Origin of the sequence: Sphingomonas floccifaciens (assembly GCF_042681125.1) — a bacterium.
GTDB classification, from domain to species: domain Bacteria; phylum Pseudomonadota; class Alphaproteobacteria; order Sphingomonadales; family Sphingomonadaceae; genus Sphingomonas; species Sphingomonas floccifaciens.
Genome location: NZ_JBHUFC010000002.1, coordinates 102,611 through 116,882, shown reverse-complemented (window position 1 = coordinate 116,882; position 14,272 = coordinate 102,611). Strand labels below are relative to the sequence as shown.

The 14,272-nt window shown below is 67.9% G+C and carries 17 protein-coding genes; 8 read left to right on the top strand and 9 right to left on the bottom strand.

Translation table 11 applies throughout. From position 1 onward, the window contains the following. Together ACFSC3_RS03430 and recN are read right to left on the bottom strand one after the other, a co-directional pair. On the bottom strand, nucleotides 1–1,080 hold the full coding sequence (locus ACFSC3_RS03430) for a winged helix-turn-helix domain-containing protein (RefSeq protein ID WP_380938766.1): 1,080 nt from the start codon (nucleotides 1,078–1,080) through the stop codon (nucleotides 1–3). 639 nt (nucleotides 1,081–1,719) lie between these two features. Next, a complete protein-coding gene (recN, locus tag ACFSC3_RS03425; protein ID WP_380938764.1) occupies nucleotides 1,720–3,378 on the bottom strand; it encodes a DNA repair protein RecN in 1,659 nt (552 codons plus the stop codon). Nucleotides 3,379–3,747: 369 nt separating this feature from the next. Here recN and ACFSC3_RS03420 point away from each other — a divergent pair, with 369 nt between their 5' ends. Both ACFSC3_RS03420 and ACFSC3_RS03415 read left to right on the top strand, forming a co-directional pair. After that, nucleotides 3,748–4,395 (top strand): RBBP9/YdeN family alpha/beta hydrolase, encoded by a 648-nt coding sequence (locus ACFSC3_RS03420; protein ID WP_380938762.1) that lies wholly within the window; start codon nucleotides 3,748–3,750, stop codon nucleotides 4,393–4,395. A 3-nt stretch (nucleotides 4,396–4,398) separates the two neighbouring features. Next, nucleotides 4,399–5,388, top strand: coding sequence for an alpha/beta hydrolase (locus ACFSC3_RS03415; RefSeq protein ID WP_380938760.1), 990 nt, complete (start codon nucleotides 4,399–4,401; stop codon nucleotides 5,386–5,388). Here ACFSC3_RS03415 and ACFSC3_RS03410 read toward each other — a convergent pair. From ACFSC3_RS03410 to dxs, 3 genes are all read right to left on the bottom strand, one after another. Beyond that, a complete protein-coding gene (locus ACFSC3_RS03410) occupies nucleotides 5,378–5,791 on the bottom strand; it encodes a PIN domain-containing protein (RefSeq protein WP_380938758.1) in 414 nt (137 codons plus the stop codon). The genes ACFSC3_RS03415 and ACFSC3_RS03410 overlap by 11 nt on opposite strands. Next, nucleotides 5,788–6,015, bottom strand: coding sequence for an AbrB/MazE/SpoVT family DNA-binding domain-containing protein (locus tag ACFSC3_RS03405; RefSeq protein WP_380938756.1), 228 nt, complete (start codon nucleotides 6,013–6,015; stop codon nucleotides 5,788–5,790). The genes ACFSC3_RS03410 and ACFSC3_RS03405 overlap by 4 nt, the downstream gene beginning before the upstream one ends. A gap of 66 nt (nucleotides 6,016–6,081) precedes the next feature. Continuing rightward, the gene (dxs, locus tag ACFSC3_RS03400) at nucleotides 6,082–8,004 is read right to left on the bottom strand and encodes a 1-deoxy-D-xylulose-5-phosphate synthase (RefSeq protein WP_380938754.1); all 1,923 of its coding nucleotides are present in this window, start codon (nucleotides 8,002–8,004) and stop codon (nucleotides 6,082–6,084) included. Between the two features lie 67 nt (nucleotides 8,005–8,071). On the opposite strand from dxs, the gene ACFSC3_RS03395 reads away from it, so the two are divergent. After that, nucleotides 8,072–8,602 carry a GNAT family N-acetyltransferase gene (locus tag ACFSC3_RS03395; protein WP_380939658.1) on the top strand — a complete coding sequence of 177 codons (531 nt, stop codon included), beginning with the start codon at nucleotides 8,072–8,074 and terminating at the stop codon, nucleotides 8,600–8,602. 31 nt (nucleotides 8,603–8,633) lie between these two features. On the opposite strand, the gene ACFSC3_RS03390 is transcribed toward ACFSC3_RS03395, so the two are convergent. Both ACFSC3_RS03390 and ykgO read right to left on the bottom strand, forming a co-directional pair. Beyond that, entirely contained in the window at nucleotides 8,634–9,251 is a 618-nt protein-coding gene (locus ACFSC3_RS03390; RefSeq protein ID WP_380938752.1) for an HAD family hydrolase, read from the bottom strand. Between the two features lie 117 nt (nucleotides 9,252–9,368). Continuing rightward, on the bottom strand, nucleotides 9,369–9,494 hold the full coding sequence (ykgO, locus tag ACFSC3_RS03385) for a type B 50S ribosomal protein L36 (RefSeq protein ID WP_055755695.1): 126 nt from the start codon (nucleotides 9,492–9,494) through the stop codon (nucleotides 9,369–9,371). 138 nt (nucleotides 9,495–9,632) lie between these two features. On the opposite strand from ykgO, the gene ACFSC3_RS03380 reads away from it, so the two are divergent. Genes ACFSC3_RS03380 through ACFSC3_RS03370 form a run of 3 tightly spaced genes read left to right on the top strand, consistent with a single transcriptional unit; the run spans nucleotide 9,633 to nucleotide 11,913 of the window. Beyond that, nucleotides 9,633–10,193: a hypothetical protein gene (locus ACFSC3_RS03380; protein WP_380938750.1), complete on the top strand. Its 561-nt coding sequence runs from the start codon at nucleotides 9,633–9,635 to the stop codon at nucleotides 10,191–10,193. Next, entirely contained in the window at nucleotides 10,190–10,795 is a 606-nt protein-coding gene (locus tag ACFSC3_RS03375; RefSeq protein ID WP_380938748.1) for a DUF4136 domain-containing protein, read from the top strand. The genes ACFSC3_RS03380 and ACFSC3_RS03375 overlap by 4 nt, the downstream gene beginning before the upstream one ends. Continuing rightward, nucleotides 10,792–11,913 carry a M14 family metallopeptidase gene (locus ACFSC3_RS03370; protein WP_380938746.1) on the top strand — a complete coding sequence of 374 codons (1,122 nt, stop codon included), beginning with the start codon at nucleotides 10,792–10,794 and terminating at the stop codon, nucleotides 11,911–11,913. The genes ACFSC3_RS03375 and ACFSC3_RS03370 overlap by 4 nt, the downstream gene beginning before the upstream one ends. A 154-nt stretch (nucleotides 11,914–12,067) precedes the next feature. On the opposite strand, the gene ACFSC3_RS03365 is transcribed toward ACFSC3_RS03370, so the two are convergent. Continuing rightward, a complete protein-coding gene (locus tag ACFSC3_RS03365; protein ID WP_380938744.1) occupies nucleotides 12,068–12,787 on the bottom strand; it encodes a dienelactone hydrolase family protein in 720 nt (239 codons plus the stop codon). A 137-nt stretch (nucleotides 12,788–12,924) separates the two neighbouring features. On the opposite strand from ACFSC3_RS03365, the gene gpmA reads away from it, so the two are divergent. Both gpmA and ACFSC3_RS03355 read left to right on the top strand, forming a co-directional pair. Further along, nucleotides 12,925–13,638 carry a 2,3-diphosphoglycerate-dependent phosphoglycerate mutase gene (gene gpmA, locus ACFSC3_RS03360; RefSeq protein ID WP_380938742.1) on the top strand — a complete coding sequence of 238 codons (714 nt, stop codon included), beginning with the start codon at nucleotides 12,925–12,927 and terminating at the stop codon, nucleotides 13,636–13,638. Next, a complete protein-coding gene (locus ACFSC3_RS03355) occupies nucleotides 13,619–13,756 on the top strand; it encodes a hypothetical protein (RefSeq protein ID WP_205493965.1) in 138 nt (45 codons plus the stop codon). The genes gpmA and ACFSC3_RS03355 overlap by 20 nt, the downstream gene beginning before the upstream one ends. A 160-nt stretch (nucleotides 13,757–13,916) precedes the next feature. Here the strand turns inward: ACFSC3_RS03355 and ACFSC3_RS03350 are convergent, their stop codons facing one another. Beyond that, nucleotides 13,917–14,249, bottom strand: a complete 333-nt coding sequence (locus tag ACFSC3_RS03350) for a phasin family protein (RefSeq protein WP_380938740.1) — start codon at nucleotides 14,247–14,249, stop codon at nucleotides 13,917–13,919. Between the last annotated feature and the right edge of the window lie 23 nt (nucleotides 14,250–14,272).

Sequence of the window (14,272 nt, the reverse complement as noted above, 5' to 3'; positions counted from 1 at the left end):
TCAGATGCGAGCACCGCGCTCCCGCCGCGTCGCCGCCAGCGTGCGTTCGGCGAGCGTCACCGCGGCGACCAGGCAGGCGGCGAACAGCCCGCCTTCCAACGCGCCGGTCAACGCGAGCCCCAGGCGATCGCCGGTCAGCGCCAGCAGTGCGTCGAAACGCATCCGCGAGGCGGGAAAGGCGTCGGACAACAGCAGCAGGCTGCCGGCGAACATCCGTCCGCCCGCCAGCACGATGACGGCACCCGCCACACCGCCGATGACGCCGGCAGCGACGATCGCGCGGCGCAGTGGCATGCGGGTCGCGAGCCATGCCGCGAGGCCGACCGCGGCGCCCAGGGCGAGACCTTCCAGCGCGCCGGTGACGTTGCCCGGCGGGCGGCCGAACAACAGGGTGATGGCGTCGATCCCCAGCAGCTTGACGATTGCGCCGACAACCATCCCGCCGAGCGCGCCGCCCAGGATGCGCCAGCTCGGATCGCCGGCTCGGCTCGCCAGTGCGATACCGAACGCGACGCCCACCCCGCCCAGCACCGCGACCAGGATGGTCAGGCACAGCATGACGATCAGGACCGAGGCCGCGCCCGGCCCCGCCCCGACCGGCTGCGCGGCACCGGCAAAGCCATAGAGCAGGCCGCCGATCAGCCCGGCCGTCCCCGCCCCCACCGTCCCTGCGCCACCGAGCAACAGCGTGTCGCGATGGCGCTCGCCGATCGCGGCGACAGTGACGGGCGCGGCGACGGCGGCCGCCTCGGGCGCGGGGGCATCCGCCGCAGCGGTCGCGGCGACGAAGCGATAGCCGTGCTTGGGCACCGTTTCGATAAAGCGCGGACGGCTGGCATCGTCGCCCAGCGTCCGGCGCAGCGTCCTGATGCACTGCGTCAGCGCCTCATCGGTCACCGGCACGCCGCGCCAGACCTCGTCGTGGAACCGGTCCTTGGTCACCAGCCGGCCGTTCTCCCGCACCAGCAGGACCAGCGCGTCGAGGTAACGCGCGTTGACCTCCACTACCGTGCCCTCGCGCGTCAGCCGCCGATCGGTCGCGTCGAGGTGCCAAGCGTCGAAGCGGTAGCTGTCGGTCATGGCGTGGGGTGGAGCATGGGTGATGGAGCTTGGCAAGATATTGGGGGGATGCGGGGCGGGCGTCCACTCGCACCCGGCACGCCGGAGCTGATCCGGCATCCAGGGCCGCGGACCGGGTCGTTTGTGACTCTGGGTGCCGGATCAAGTCCGGCATGACGGGTTTGGTGACGGCGCCCCTTTTACCTGCGGGCGACCGTTAGTGGCGGAAGTTGCCCCCCTCCCACAGTCATTCCCGCGGAAGCGGGAGTTGATTCCGGCCGAGCGTCGTGAGCCTCACCGAATTCAGCGACTATTGATCCCCGCCTCCGCGGGGATGACGGTTGTGTCTGGATGCACGACGCCACGATCAGCCGCTCGGCTCGCGCGCGTACGCCCCACTTTCCATCGTCATGCCGGACTTGATCCGGCATCCAGGGCCGCGGGATGGGTCGCCTGTTACTCTGGATGCCGGATCAAGTCCGGCATGACAGGTTTGGCGAGGGGCGCCCCTTTTACCTCAAGGTGACAGTTGGTTGCGGGAGCCGCCCCCCACCGTCATTCCCGCGGAGGCGGGAATCGGTTCCGGCTGAGCGTCGTGAGCCTCACTGTATTCAGCGACTATTTATCCCCGCCTTCGCGGGGATGACGGGGGCATGCATTCTACGCCGCGATCAGCCGCTCGGCCTGAGCTCGCGCCTCCGCCGTGATCTCCGCGCCGGAGAGCATTCGCGCGATTTCCTCGCGGCGGTCGTCGGTGTTGAGGACGCGGACGCCGGTGCGGGTGACGGTGCCGTCGTGGCTCTTGGCGATCAGCAGATGCTGGTCGCCGCGCGCCGCGACCTGGGGGCTGTGGGTGACGACCAGCAGCTGCGCGCCGCGGGCGAGGCGCGACAGGCGATCGCCGATCGCGCTGGCGACTGCACCGCCGACACCGCGATCGATCTCGTCGAAGATCAGCGTCTCCGCGCCGCCTTCCTCGGCCAGCGCGACCTTCAGCGCGAGGATGAAGCGCGACAGTTCGCCGCCGCTGGCGATCTTCATCAGCGCCCCGAACGGTGCGCCGGGATTGGTCGCGACCAGGAATTCGACGCGGTCGCGGCCATGCGCGCCCCAATTCTCACGCGGCAGCGGTTCGACCAGAGTGCGGAAGCGCGCGGCGTCGAGTTTCAGCGGCGCGAATTCGGTCGCGACCGCGGCGTCGAGGCGGGCGGCGGCGGCGGCGCGGGCGGTCGACAGCGCTTGCGCCGCGGCGGTGTAGGCAGCCTCCTTCGCGGCGACGTCAGCCTCCAGCGCGCCGAGCCCCGCCTCCCCGCTGTCGAGCCGGTCGAGCCGGCCACGCAGGTCGGCCGCAAGCGCGGCAAGGTCATCGGGCTGGACGCGGTGCTTTCGGGCCATGCCGCGCAGGTCGAACAGGCGGGCCTCGTCCTCCTCCTGCGCACGCGGGTCGAACGACAGTTCGCGGGCGGCCTCGATCAGCTTGTCCTCCGCGACCGATCCCTCGATCACCGCGCGGTCGACCGCCGCCAGTGCTTCGGCGAGCGCGGGATGATCGGGCGCGATGCGTTCGAGGATGCGCGCCGCCTGGCGCAACTGGGAAAGGCCGCCGTCGCCGTCGGTCAGATAGCCCTCGACCGCGCGAAGGTCGTCGGCGATCTTTTCCGCGCGCTGCATGCCACGGCGGCGATCGGCCAACATCTCCTCCTCGCCGGGTTCGGGGGCGAGCGCTTCGAGTTCGGCGACCGTGTGTTCGAGCCATTCGCGGTCGCGCGCCGCGGTTTCGATCTCGGCGCGGGCGGCGGCGAGCACGGCTTCGGCTTCCCTCCACGCACGATGGGCGACGGCGCAGGCGCCGGCATCGATCCGACCGAACGCGTCGAGCAATGTGCGGTGGCCGGCGGGCGCGAGCAGGCCACGGTCGTCGTGCTGGCCGTGGATCTCGACGAGATACGCGCCGAGTTCGCGCAGCAGCGCGGCCGACACCGGCTGGCCGCCGACGAACGCGCGGCTACCGCCGTCCGCCTTCACGACGCGGCGGATGACCAGCGGCTCGCCGGGCTCCATGTCGAGGCCGTTTTGCGCGAGGACGGAGGTCAGGTGATGGTCGGCCGGGAGGTCGAAGCTGGCCGCGACGCTCGCCTGCGTCGCACCGTGGCGGACGAGCCCGCTGTCCGCCCGCGCGCCCAGCGCCAGCCCCAGCGAATCGAGCAGAATCGACTTGCCCGCCCCCGTCTCACCGGTCAGCACGCCCAGACCGGGCGCGAAATCGAGGTCGAGCGCCTCGATCAGCACGACGTCGCGGATGGAGAGCGCGGTCAGCATATGTTCCGCCCTTTGCCACGGCTTGGCGCGGGGGGAAAGGTGGTTCGATGCCCTTCCATGCTTCCGAGATGGCAAGACGTTGGCCCGATTGCCTCTCGCTCTCCGGTAGTCGTCACCCTGACGAAAGTCAGGATCCAGGGTCAAGCTAGGCAAGGGCTTAGGCAGAGAAACCATGGATTCCGGCTTTCGCGAGAATGACGGGACGGAAGCATAACGACCTCCGATCGCCTCACGCGCCCCTCATTCCGGCGCAGAAGCTATTGTCCACTGGATCGATAGGAATATCTTCGCGTTCGGGGGGAGTCGGTCGTGCGGCGCCAATAGCTCCCGGCGCCGTGCGATCGTCCCGCCCGATGAGGAGAAGACATCATGGCACAGTTTCGCGACCAATCTCCGACGATCCTGACCGTGCCGGGCCTCGGCGGCTCCGGCCCGACGCATTGGCAGAGCCTGTGGGAAGCGGCCCGCGACGACACCGTGCGCGCCGACCTGGGCCTGTGGGACAAGCCGCATCGCAACAGCTGGGTGACGAAGCTGGACCAGGCGATCCGCACCGCGCAGGCGCCGGTGGTGCTGGTCGGGCATTCGCTCGGCTGCCTCGCGATCGCGTGGTGGGCGACGCTGTCGCCGCAGCCCTATGGCTGGCCGGTCGCGGGGGCGCTGCTGGTGGCGCCGGCCGATGTCGATCGGCACGACGGGCCGCCGGAGCTTGCGGGTTTCGCTCCGGCGCCGACGACGCCGCTGCCCTTCCCCTCGATCGTCGTCGCCAGCCGCGACGATCCCTGGATCCGCTTCGAACGCGCGCAGGCGCTGGCGAGCGGCTGGGGCAGCCATCTGGTCGATGCCGGCAGTGCGGGGCACATCAATGCCGCGAGCGGGATCGGCGATTGGGCGGAGGGACAGGCGTTGCTTGCCGAGCTGATCGACGACATCGGGCTGGCACATTCGCCGAGCGAAGGCCGGGCGCTGCTCGCACGGCGGCTGGCGACACCGGTGGAGGCTCGCGCGGGCGCCTGATCCGTGGCAGGCTGGCGCGCGATGACGATCGACCGCCGCACTTTGCTCGCCGCCTCCCTTGCCGCCGTACCTGCGGGGGCGGTCGCGCAGACCGCCGCCGCTCTACTTGCGCCGGAGCTGATCTACCTGTGGCCGGGCCGCGACGGGCCGGGGCTGACCAACGCCACGTTGGCGGAGGTGGTCGAGGATCGCAGCACCGACCCGGCCAAGCGCGACCGTGCCGTCTCGGGCGTGCGCCAGCCGCGGATCGAGGCGTATCGGCCCGCGACCCCCAACGGCGCGGCGATGCTGGTGATGCCGGGCGGCGGCTACACGCGCCTTGCCGTCGACAAGGAAGGCCGCGAGCTGGCCGAATGGCTGCGCGCGCGCGGCGTGACCGCGTTCGTGCTGACCTATCGCCTGCCGGCCGAAGGGTGGCGCGATCCGGCGAACACGCCGCTCGCCGATGCCCAGCGCAGCGTGCGGCTGATCCGGGCTCAGGCGGCGCGGTTCGGCGTCGATCCGGCACGGGTCGGGGCGATGGGCTTTTCCGCGGGCGGGCATTTGTGCGCCGATCTGGCGACCCGCTTCGATCGCGCGGTCTATGCCCCGGTCGACGCCGCCGACCGGCTGAGCGCACGGCCGATCATCGCCGCGCCGATCTATCCGGTCGTGTCGATGGAGGAGGGCCTGGCCCACGCCGGATCGCGCGCCAAGCTGATCGGCGCGGACGCGACCGACACGATGGTGATCGAACACTCCCCCGACCGTCAGGTGACGAGGAACACTCCGCCCCTGTTCATCGTCCATGCCGAGGACGACGCGACGGTGAAGGTCGCCAACAGCCTGGCTCTCCACGCCGCGGCCCGCGCGGCGGGCGTGCCGGTGGAGATGCACCTGTTCGAAAAGGGCGGTCACGGCTTCGGCTGGGGCCGGCGAACGGCGGGTCTGCCGGCGCATCTGTGGCCGGAGTTGTTCCTGGCCTGGGCGAAGGGGCGGTTGGTTACGACGTGAGGTCGCGGAAGGGGTTGATGACGGTCAGGCGACCTTCGATCACTTGCCCATCCTGCATATCCTCCGAATATAAGGTATCGCACCCGGCTTGGAGTGCGGCGGCGACGATCATCGAGTCATAGATCGACAAGCGATAACGCTCGAAAATCATGATACCGAAATCGTGAAGAGCGAGGTCGACCGGCACAATAGCATTCGAGACGCTACGCAGACTGATCAAAGCATCCCGGACTGAGGGCGAGTCCCATCGAAGTTTTCGGGAGAGGACATTAGCGAACTCGTTTAAAGACTGAACGCTGAGTGTCACGCCATCTTGCAGCAACGCATAGGCGGTTGCTTGATACGGGTCGCCGGCAGCAAAAGCATAAACCAGAATATTGCTGTCCGCGAACGGCCTGGTCACCGTGCGTTGGCCTCCTCACGATCGAATTTGTAATTAGCGGGCAAAGGACGCGCTAGTTCGCGGATTCGCGCCAATGCCGCAGCGCGACGCTGTTCCTGAGTTACGAGCGTCAAATGGCCGCTCTCGCGCTCCAGAAAGTCGATCGTATCGCCTTCCTTGATGCCGAGCGCACGAACGACATCAGCCGGGATACGTACCGCCAGACCATCGTCCAGTTTCGTCACTTGCACGGCACCCTCCGAAAAAAATGCTGCACCAATTTTATGCCTCTGGCTTCGGGTCGGCAAGACCTACGCCCGCGCCTCCGCGACACCTTCGCTGTTATGCCGCAGCGCCTTCAGCACCGTCTCGACGATATGCTGGGCGTTCAGCTTCGCCTCGTCATACTGGAGTTCGGGCTTGTTCTGGTCCTGAAAAACGTCCGGCAGGCGCATCGTGCGCAGCTTGAGGCCGGCATCGATCAGCCCCGCGTCGCTGGCATAGGTCAGGACATGGGCACCCAGGCCGCCGACCGCGGCTTCCTCGATCGTGACCGCGACCTCGTGGGTCGTCAGCAGGCGGCGGATCAGGTCTTCGTCGAGCGGCTTGGCGAAGCGCAGGTCGGCGACGGTGGTCGACAGGCCCTTGGCCTCCAGCGCATCGGCGGCCTTCAAAGCCTCGGCCAGGCGGGTGCCGAGCGACAGGATGGCGACGGTCTTGCCCTCGCGCACCACACGGCCCTTGCCGATCTCCAGCCGTTCGGGAACCTGCGGCAGGTCGACGCCGGTGCCGTTGCCGCGCGGGTAGCGCAGCGCGATCGGGCCGGAATCGTGCAGCACCGCGGTGTGGGTCATGTGAACCAGCTCGGCCTCGTCCGCCGGCGACATCACGACGAAATTCGGGAGCGTCGCCAGATAGGTCACGTCGAAGCTGCCGGCGTGGGTCGCGCCGTCTGCCCCGACCAGCCCCGCGCGGTCGATCGCAAAACGCACCGGCAAATTCTGGATGGCGACGTCGTGGACGACCTGATCGTACGCGCGCTGGAGGAAGGTCGAATAGATCGCGCAGAACGGCCGCATCCCCTGCGCGGCGAGACCCGCAGCGAAGGTGACGGCGTGCTGCTCGGCAATGCCGACGTCGAACGCGCGGTCGGGATAGGCCTTGGCGAAGCGGTCGACGCCGGTGCCCGACGGCATGGCCGCGGTGATCGCGACGATACGGCTGTCGGTCGCTGCTTCCTTGACCAGTGCGTCGCCGAACACGTTCTGATACGCGGGCGGTCCCGGCGGCGCCTTGTCCTGCGTGCCGGTGATGACGTCGAATTTCTGGACGCCGTGATATTTGTCCGCCGAATTCTCGGCCGGGGCATAGCCCTTGCCCTTCTTCGTCACGACGTGGACGAGCACCGGCCCTTCCTTGGCGTCGCGGACATTCTCCAGCACCGGGATCAGATGTTCGAGGTTGTGGCCGTCGATCGGACCGACGTAATAGAAGCCCAGTTCCTCGAACAAGGTGCCGCCGGTCGCCATGCCCCGGGCATATTCCTCGACCTTGGACGCGGTCTTATGGACGCGCTTCGAAAGCTTCGACGTCAGCTTCGAGGCGAGGCTGCGCAGGCCGAGATACTCGCTCGACGACACCATCCGCGCGAGATAGGCGGACAGCCCCCCGACCGGCGGCGCGATCGACATGTCGTTGTCGTTCAGGATGACGACCAGCCGGTTGCCCGCGGCCTCGGCGTTGTTCATCGCTTCATAGGCCATGCCGGCGGACATCGACCCGTCGCCGATCACTGCGATCGCCTTGCCGGGCGCGTCGTTCAGCTTGTTTGCGATGGCAAAGCCCAAGGCCGCCGAAATGGACGTTGACGAATGCGCCGCGCCGAACGGGTCATATTCGCTCTCGCTACGCTTGGTGAAGCCGCTCAGCCCCCCGCCCTGGCGCAAGGTGCGGATGCGGTCGCGGCGCCCGGTCAGGATCTTGTGCGGATAGCATTGATGACCGACGTCCCAGATCAGCCGGTCGTCGGGCGTGTTGAAGACATAATGGATCGCGACCGTCAGCTCGACCACGCCGAGCCCGGACCCCAGGTGCCCGCCGGTCTGGCCGACCGCGGAAATGGTTTCGGTGCGCAGTTCGTCTGCGAGCTGTTTCAACTGCTTGGGAGCGAGCTTTCGCAGATCGGCCGGCGTGTTCACCGTGTCGAGCAGCAGGGTATCAGGCGTATCGGACATTCGACCCGTTTATCGCAGCCGATGTTCGGTGTCGAATGATACCGACGCGGATGGTACGCCCCAGCGCATGGACCACCGTATTGCGACCGAAGCCGATATTCCCGCCATCCGCGACCTGATGGCGCGCGCGTCCGAAGTCTTGCAGCGCCCGTTCCTGACCCCCGCACAATTGGCGGCAAGCCGGCATTTCATGGGGCTCGACACGCAGCTGATCGCCGATTGCACCTATTTCGTGATCGAGGACGCCGGCGCAATCGTCGGGTGCGGCGGGTGGAGCCCGCGGGCGACGTTGTTCGGTGGGGACGCAAGTGCGGTCGCGCGGGAGGCGCGAATGCTCGATCCGGCCAGCGAGGCCGCGAAAGTGCGGACGATGTACACCGACCCTGCCCATGCGCGGCGCGGGATCGGGCGGCGGATGCTGGCGCTGTGCGAGGCGGCGGCGAAAGACGCGGGATTCGCGCGCGTCGAGCTGATGGCGACGCTGTCGGGCGAGCCGCTGTACCGGGCGTGCGGTTACATGCCGATCGAGGCGGTGATGGCGGAGGCGGAAGGTGTGGAGCCGGTGCCGATGGTGCGGATGGGGAAGGATTTGGGGTGATCATTAATCCTCCCCTGGAAGGGGAGGATCGTTAGACCCCGAACCCCAGCCCGCGCAGTTCCGCACGCAGCTTCGGTTCGTCCTTGAACAGGATCGCATGGATGCCGAGCTTGCCCGCGCTCTCCACGTTCGCGACATTGTCGTCGACGAACACTGCCTGCTCCGCCGCCAGCCCGAACCGGTCGAGCGCGAGGCGGTAGATCGCCGGGTCGGGCTTCACCAGCTTCTCGTCGCCCGACACGACGATGTCGCGGAAACGGTCGAACAGGAAGGCGTCGCGGGTCCGCAGTTCGGGGAAGAATTCACCCGAGAAATTGGTGATCGCGAACAGCGGCACTCCGGCCGCATCCAGTTCGGCGACGAGATCATGCATGCCCGGAATCGGATCGCCGATCGATTCGAGGAAGCGCGGCCCCCAATGCCCGATCAGTTCGGCATGCTGTGGGAATTTGGCGACCAGTTCTTCGGAGGTTTCGGCGAACGGGCGCCCCTCGTCGTGCTGGAAATGCCATTCCATCGTCAGCACGTCGCGCAGGAACGCGTCGAGCGCCGCACCCGGTGGGATGAGACGCTCGTACAGGAACCGCGGGTTCCAGTCGTAGAGGACCTTGCCGACGTCGAAGATCACGGCGTGCGGGGTGACGGTCATCTTGTTGCTCTTTCAGGAGCCCGATACCGAAGTGAATTCGGTGTCGTCGGACGGCGCTTGTCGCGCCGCCGGCCGGGCTTCGGCTTCTCGCGGATCAGCTACGCTGATCCAGAGGCCTCAGCCCTGACGCGCCTTGAAGCGGCGATTCGTCTTGTTGATGACGTAGATGCGGCCGCGACGGCGGATCACGCGGTTGTCCCGGTGGCGATCCTTCAGGGACTTGAGCGAGTTGACGATCTTCATGGCGTAGGCCGCTTCTTTGATTTGGTGGTTTCGGAAAAGAGGCGCCCGCCTATAAGCGAGGGTCGGCGAAGTCAAGGTCGAAGCGGGTGCACCCGCTTGGCCACGACGCTCGCCCAACCACGGGAGCCGGAACGCACCATGCCATTCATCAGCGCGATCGTCGCTGCAACCCTCGCTGTCCAGCCCGTCGCGGCGGCGGACAGCGCCTTCACCCCCGGCGGGACGATCGGCGTCGTCCGCCCCGCACCCGCGCGCGACCGCGGTGCGGCGGTGTTCGACGCGACGACGGCGGACGCGGTGGAAAGCGCGCTGACCGATGCCGGCTTCACGGTCATCCCTTCGGCCCAGAATGCGCGTCATGTCGCGAGCTATACGATCACCCGCTATGCCAAGGGGGCCGCTCTGGCGAAGGGCGCGAAGTCGCCGGCGATCGGGATGCCGGGCGGGGTCAACGGCATGGGTGCGGGTGTGTCACTGGCGCTCGGCAGCAAGGTCAATGTCGGCACGATGGTCGAGACGACCATGGCGCTGACGATCACCCGCCGCGGCGAATCGACGCCGGTGTGGGAGGGGCGTGCGGTCACCTACGGCGTCACCGGCACGCGCGCCGACGATCCCGCGGTGCTCGCGCGCAAGCTGGCGGCGGCACTGACGCGGAACTTTGGCGCGCCTTCGGGCTTGATGGTGAGCGTACCATGACCATCAAACTCGCCCTGCTCGCCCCCGTCGTCCTTGCGCTCGGCGCCTGCGCGACGACCGGATCCAACGCCGGCCCGACCGAGGTCAGCCGCTATCACCTCGGCCAGCCGATCGCGCCGGGCACCGTGGCGATCGAGCCGGTCAACGGCGCGGCACAGATCAGCCCCGAATATACGATGTATGCCGATGCGGTCGGCACGGAGCTGTCGGGGCTGGGCTTCACCCCCGCCCCGACCGGCAGCCAGTCGCAATATATCGCCGCGGTCGGCTTCACCCGCCAGTCGCGCGGCACCGTCCGCACGCCGCCGCGCTTCTCGATCGGGATCGGCGGCGGCAGCTTCGGCGGCGGTCGCGGCGGCGGAGTCGGCCTGGGCGGCGGGCTGAGCACCGGCATCGGCAGCAAGACGCGCGAGCTGGTCCAGTCGGAACTGGCGGTGCAGCTGAAGCGACGCGGCGACGGGACGATCGTCTGGGAGGGACGCGCGCAGCGGCCCGCATTGCTTGGCCCGGACGAACAGCCGGGCATCACCGCCGGCCGCCTGGCAACCGCGCTTTTTCAGGGGTTTCCCGGCGAGTCAGGAATCACTACGACCGTCAGATGACCATCGCCATTTCGGCCGCATTCGATAGCGGCGCTATCCATCTCGTCGGGATCGAGGGGGACGTCGTCCGCCTCGAAATCCCGAACGATCACCTGTCCGATTTCTATCAGTGGTTCCATTTCCGCGTGTCGGGCGCGGCCGGGCGCACGCTGACGTTCCGGATCGAGAATTGCGCAGGCTCGGCCTATCCGAACGGCTGGCCGGGGTACAAGGCGCGGGTGTCGACCGACCGGCTCGACTGGGTGATGGCGGACGACACCAGCTATGCCGATGGCGTGCTGACGTGGACGCACCGCTTCGACACGCAACTTGCCTGGTTCGCCTATTTCCAGCCCTACACCCTCGACCGCCACGACGCGCTGGTGGCGGAGGCGGCGCTGGCGCCCGGCGTCACCCACCGCGAGCTGGGGCAGAGCCTGGACGGGCGGGCGATCGACTGTCTGACGCTGGGCACAGGGCCGAAGCAGGTGTGGCTCTACGCCCGCCAGCATCCCGGCGAGCCGATGGCGGAGTGGTGGATGGAAGGCGCGATCGAGATGCTGACCGATGGCGACAACCCGGTCACGCAGGCTCTGCGCGAGAAGGCGACGCTCCACCTCGTCCCCAACATGAACCCCGACGGCTCGTTCCGCGGGCATCTGCGCACCAATGCCGCCGGCGTGAACCTCAACCGCGAATGGCATGCGCCGAGCGCGGACAAGAGCCCGGAAGTGCTGTGCGTGCTGCGCGCGATGGACGAAAGCGGCGTCGACTTCGCGATGGACGTGCATGGCGACGAGGCGATTCCGGCCAATTTCCTCGCAGGGTTCGAGGGCATTCCGTCGTGGACCGACGCGCTGGGCGAGAAATTCTACGACTTCGGTCGCCGACTGGCGGCGCGGACGCCCGATTTCCAGACCGAGAAAGGCTATGTCAAAGCCGCCGCGGGTCAGGCCAATCTCAGCATGTCGACCAACCAGCTCGCCGAACGGTTCGGCGCGGTGGCGATGACGCTGGAGATGCCGTTCAAGGACCATGATCCCAACCCGGACGCGGTGCATGGCTGGGACGGCGAACGGTCGAAGGCGCTGGCGGTGTCGTGCCTCGAGACGCTGGCCGAGATGATCGACGGGATTTGATGGATCAGTCCTCCCCGAGCTTGTCTCGGGGAGGGGGGCCATCGCGATAGCGATGGTGGAGGGGCATTCCCGCCCTCTCGATCGCCCCGCCTGCCCCTCCACCACCCGCTGCGCGGGCGGTCCCCCTCCCCCAGACAAGCTGGGGGAGGATTTTTTACGCCAGCACCTCCCCCAGCATCTCCACTGCCGCGGCCCAGCTGCGCCGGTCGGCTGCGGCGCGATACCCGAACCCCGGCTTCGCCGGTGCCGCCGGGTCGGTGAAGGCATGGCCGGTCCCCGAATAGGCGTGCAGCTCCCAATCCGCGCCCGCCGCCGTCAGTTCCTCGCCCAGCGCGACGACGCTCGCCGGAGGCGCCAGCGGGTCGTCACAGCCGTGGCAGATCAGCACCCGCGCCGCGATCGGCGTCGGATAGGCATAGCCCGGTGCGTCGTAGAGGCCGTGGAAGCTCACCACGCCGCGCACCGCCGCGCCCGAACGGGCAAGGTCGAGGACCGACTTGCCGCCGAAGCAATAGCCGATCGCCGCGCACCGCGACGCATCGACCTGCGGTACCGCCTGCATCGCGGCGAGACTGGCGTGAAGGCGGTCGCGCAACAGCGCGCGGTCGGCGTTGAGCGTCTTCATATACACGGCCGGATCGGGCGACTTACGCGTCGTCCGCTTGCCCTGGCCGTAGAGGTCGCAGACGAAGCCGACATAACCCAGCCCGGCGAGCCGGGCGGCGATGTCGTCGTCCGCCGGCTTCTGACCGAGCACATTGGGCACGACCATCACGCCCGGACGCGGATCGCTCGCGGCGTCATCCCATGCGATCGTGCCCTCGAACGGGCCGCCGGGGCCGTCGTAGACATGCGATTTCGTTTGGATCGCCACCGCCACCTCCCATTCGCGCCGAGCTTGTCGAAGCGCTGCACTTCTTTAAAGCCCTTTGCCGGAGAAGAAGTACAGGGCTTCGACACGCTCAGCCCGAACGGGGTGAGCTACTAGCCCGCCAACACAGGGAAACGCACATGCCCACGCTCGTCCTCATCCGCCACGGCCAGTCGTCGTGGAACCTGGAGAATCGCTTCACCGGCTGGTGGGACGTGAACCTGACCGAACAGGGCGAGCGCGAGGCCTGGGCCGCGGGCGAGGCGATGAAGGCGGCGGGGCTCGATTTCGACCTGACCTTCACCAGCTTCCAGACCCGCGCGATCAAGACGCTCAACCTGGCGCTGGAGGCGATGGGCCGGCTGTGGCTGCCGACCGAAAAGTCGTGGAAGCTGAACGAGCGCCACTATGGCGGGCTGACCGGACTCGACAAGGCGGAGACCGCGGCGCTGCACGGCGACGACCAGGTCAAGATCTGGCGCCGCAGCTTCGACATCCCCCCGCCCCTGCCCGCCGAAGGATCGGCCTATGACCTGTCGAAGGAGGAGCGGTACAAGGGCATTCCGATCCCGCAGACCGAGAGCCTGAAGGACACGATCGCGCGCGTACTGCCTTATTGGAACGAGCGGATCGCACCCGAACTGACCGCGGGCAAGCGCGTGCTGATCGCCGCCCACGGCAATTCGCTGCGCGCGCTGGAGAAGCATCTGTCGAACATTTCGGATGCCGACATCACCGGCCTGGAGATTCCGACCGGCCAGCCGATCGTTTATGAACTGGACGCGGAACTGAAGCCCACCGACCGCTATTATCTGTCCGAGAGGAGTCGGACACATGGCGGACAAGAAGGGTAACGGCAGCGCGACAGCCCAGCGCGCGAACGCGAAAGCGGCGAAGGAAGGTAAGAGCAACCCGCGCAAGTCCAGCGCCGCGCAGGCGGAACTGGGGAAGAAGGGCGGGAAGAGTCATTAGTTTTCAATTCCTCCCCGAGCTTGTCTCGGGGAGGGGGACCATCGCGATAGCGATGGTGGAGGGGCATGCCCTTCACCATCGGTCGCGGGATAGCCCCTCCACCACCCGCTTCGCGGGCGGTCCCCCTCCCCCAGACAAGCTGGGGGAGGATTTTTTTACGTCAGCCCTTGAAGCCGCCGCGCATCGTGTCGGTCGTATCCTTGCCGAACTGCACGATCATCTCGCCGATCTCGCGCGCCTGCGCCATCGCGCGGCTGCCCTGGTCGCGCATGTAATCGCCCTGGATCTTCATCACTTCGGACAGGTCCTTGGCCTGCGTCGCGGCACGCATCGCGGCAAAGGCTTCGCGGACATTTTCCTCGGCCTGGTCGAGGATCTTGGCGCCGACGGTCGAGCCGTTCTCGGCCATCCGCTCGCCGGTGGCGCGCATCGCTTCACCGGTGCGCTGCATGTTCTCGGTGGCCGCGCCTGCGGTCGATCGATCGTCGCTCATGAATGCTCCCTTGGGTAAGCGGC